Here is a 3,105-nt window from a genome sequence, read left to right as displayed (position 1 = left end):
ATAAAATAAAATATAAATAGAAAGTAACTTTCAAAACTTTCAATATAAATTGAAAATAAGATATTCTGGAATCAATTTCATGGATAATTATGGATTTGCGTGATACCGGATCCCGGTCTGCTATGAAGAGAAGGAGTTCTACAAACAATAGAAAAAGGGAGAGGTAAAAAATATTACGTCATGCCGGCGAAAGACATCTTATGTTACCGGTCAAGGGGTTAGGCGCGAGGCGTGTGCCAATAACCGAAATTAATTCTTGACAGGGGCGTTAGAAACCCGCAGTTTTGATCTGGAACCTGCAAATTATCGGGATGCCCAACGTTAATCCCCGGATTGGAAAGGGTTATATATGCCGTATTCCGTGGGATCGTACTCGGCAAGGTCGAAAAAGTGATTCCAGGCTTCCTCGCTTTCCCCGTTTTCATCCACCCAGTTTGGGTGACTCTGTTTAATGAGTCCCACCGCACGCTCGGCATATTCGATGCGCTCTTCTTCATCCTTAATGCGGGGGAGGGATGCAATCATGCGGTCTAAATTGTAACCGCAGTCGAAATCTTTGGGCTTTTTTTGTTTTACAAACATGGCCTTATCTGTAATTGGTTTTATTTTGTGGGAGGGAAGATAACAGCCTTGGAGATCGGAATAAAGGAGGGAGGCCATTTTTTTGAAATAAGCCACAGCAGAAACGGAAAGACTGTTATGGCAAGCCGTTAACAGGGGTTTTAGGTATATTCGGTGAGCTAATGCAAAATGCCTATATTACGGGATATAGTTTTAATCTTAATGTTAAAGAACGACCCAGACTTTTTAATGTATTACAACTCTATTTTAGAAACGATCGGTGATACCCCACTCGTAAAATTGAATACCCTGGCGGATGATCTGGAGGGTACTGTTCTCGTGAAAGTGGAATATTTCAATCCCGGGCAAAGCGTTAAGGACCGTATCGGGCTGAAGATGATAGAAGATGCCGAGGAAAAGGGACTCATTGAGCCAGGAGGGACGATCATTGAGGGAACCTCCGGCAATACCGGAATGGGACTGGCCCTGGCCGCCGCTATCAAGGGATATGACTGTATTTTTACTACCACGGATAAGCAAAGCAAGTCGAAAATTGATATTCTCCGTGCCATGGGAGCGGAAGTGAGGGTTTGTCCCACGAATGTGGAACCGGATGATCCACAGAGCTACTACTCCGTAGCTAAACGACTCAGCGAAGAGATTCCCAATTCGTACTATCCCAACCAGTATGATAATCCCGGCAACACCGAGGCACATTACGAAACCACCGGTCCCGAAATATGGGACCAAACCGGGGGCGACATTACTCATTATGTTGCCGGGATGGGGACCGGCGGAACCATTTCGGGGGTCTCCCGGTATTTGAAAGAGCAAAACGATCAGATCCGGACCATAGGCGTGGACAGCGACGGCTCCGTGTATAAAAAGTATTTTGAAACCGGGGAGTTTGATAAAGGGGAGATTCATCCCTATTTAACAGAAGGAATAGGGGAGGATATCATCCCCAAAAATATGAATTTTGATCTGCTGGATGAGGTCATGCAGGTCGGTGACAAGGATGCTTTTTTAACGACGCGCGCGCTCGCAGAGAAAGAGGGACTGTTTGTCGGGGGTTCGGGCGGGGCCGCGGTATACGGGGCCCTGGAGTATGCGCGGGATAACGACTTTGGAAAAGGCGATCTGATGGTTATTATTCTTCCCGACAGCGGGGCCCGTTATGTATCCAAAATCTTTAATGACGAGTGGATGAGCGAACACGGTTTTTTAGATTCTGAATAACGAGGCTGCAGGATAGGCGCCGTCAGGCTAATGACAATCGCCCGGCTGAAGAGTAGGCATTTTAATTTATTTCAAACAGAACGTGCAACAGATACAGGTATATTATGGCAGATCAAACACAGGACATGAAGCAGGGACAGGTAGAGATTGAACTTCCAGAGGAGGAGGCCACCGGTACGTATTCGAACCTGGTCATGATTTCGCATTCTGCGTCTGAATTTATCTTGGATTTTATTTCGGTCATGCCCGGCCGTCCCAAGGCGAAAGTGGTGAAGCGGATGGTGCTCACCCCCGATCATGCCAAAAGGCTGGCCAATGCACTATCGGAAAATATCAGGCGTTTTGAGAATGAAAATGGCCCGATCAGCAGCGACGACCAGGTGGATGTCCCCTTTAATTACCGGGGTCCCACACCAGAAGCATAGAAATCCCCCTAATATGTTCGATTTTCTTAAACAGCTTTTTAATAAACAGGGTCGGGGACTTACTTTTGTGATCTTTGATGATCAGGAGCCCGAACCTTCGAACAGCTATCGCTTTAAGCCAGCCAGATTGCTGTATCTCTTTTACGGTTCACTGGCTGCAACAGCCCTGCTTGTACTTGTTCTCCTCAAGTTTACCCCGGTATCGGAGCTATTCTCTTCGCAGGCCGAAAAGAATCTCCGGGAGCAGGCGATTGCCATTTCGGAGCAGGTACGAATGCTGCAGGATTCGCTGCAGGCCCGCGATGCACAGCTTAACCAAATGAAGCGGGCCATATCTACCGGAAACGATACGGTATTTTCGATCAATCAGGGGGAGCAAAAAGCAACGAATAACAACAGGGAAAAAAAGTGGGAACATGAATCATCTTATGCAGTAGATACTATATCGGATACTGTATTGCTGAAGAATGAGATAGTCTTTTCCGATCTGTTTGAAAATGAGCCTGTGTTTCCCACCAGCTACCCGCTGGATGGTACCCTCACGCGGGGGTTTAATCCTGAGAAAGGACATTATGGTGTTGATATCGCTACCGAAGGGGGCACCCCTTTTAAAGCGATGGCTGACGGGGCCATTGTCAGCCAAAACTGGTCCGTGAACTATGGCTGGATTTTGTATATTCAGCACGGTGGTAATATGGTTACCATATATAAACATGCAGAGGACCTATCAAAATCGATCGGTGATATTGTATCGAAAGGTGATATTTTGGGAACCGCCGGAAATACGGGTATCATGAGTTCGGGACCTCATTTGCATTTGGAAATCTGGAAGAACGGTATTCCGCAAAATCCTAATTTATATCTCATCAAATCGTAAAAC

General features: G+C 46.3%; 4 protein-coding genes. 3 read left to right on the top strand and 1 reads right to left on the bottom strand.

Annotated features, from left to right (window positions below):
• Positions 1 to 321 precede the first annotated feature (321 nt).
• Complete coding sequence (locus tag ACESLU_RS13520) at positions 322 to 582, bottom strand: DUF4290 domain-containing protein (protein ID WP_372639157.1); 261 nt, start codon at positions 580 to 582, stop codon at positions 322 to 324.
• A gap of 228 nt (positions 583 to 810) precedes the next feature.
• Here ACESLU_RS13520 and ACESLU_RS13515 point away from each other — a divergent pair, with 228 nt between their 5' ends.
• From ACESLU_RS13515 to ACESLU_RS13505, 3 genes are all read left to right on the top strand, one after another.
• A complete protein-coding gene (locus tag ACESLU_RS13515; RefSeq protein WP_372639156.1) occupies positions 811 to 1,800 on the top strand; it encodes a PLP-dependent cysteine synthase family protein in 990 nt (329 codons plus the stop codon).
• A gap of 104 nt (positions 1,801 to 1,904) precedes the next feature.
• Positions 1,905 to 2,225 carry a DUF3467 domain-containing protein gene (locus tag ACESLU_RS13510; RefSeq protein ID WP_372639155.1) on the top strand — a complete coding sequence of 107 codons (321 nt, stop codon included), beginning with the start codon at positions 1,905 to 1,907 and terminating at the stop codon, positions 2,223 to 2,225.
• Between the two features lie 13 nt (positions 2,226 to 2,238).
• Positions 2,239 to 3,102: a M23 family metallopeptidase gene (locus tag ACESLU_RS13505; protein ID WP_372639154.1), complete on the top strand. Its 864-nt coding sequence runs from the start codon at positions 2,239 to 2,241 to the stop codon at positions 3,100 to 3,102.
• The last annotated feature ends 3 nt before the right edge of the window (positions 3,103 to 3,105 follow it).

Origin of the sequence: Fodinibius sp., from assembly GCF_041642155.1 — a bacterium.
GTDB lineage: Bacteria > Bacteroidota > Rhodothermia > Balneolales > Balneolaceae > Fodinibius.
The sequence above is the reverse complement of the archived record's forward strand: the minus strand, read 5'-3'. Positions and strand labels throughout refer to the sequence as shown.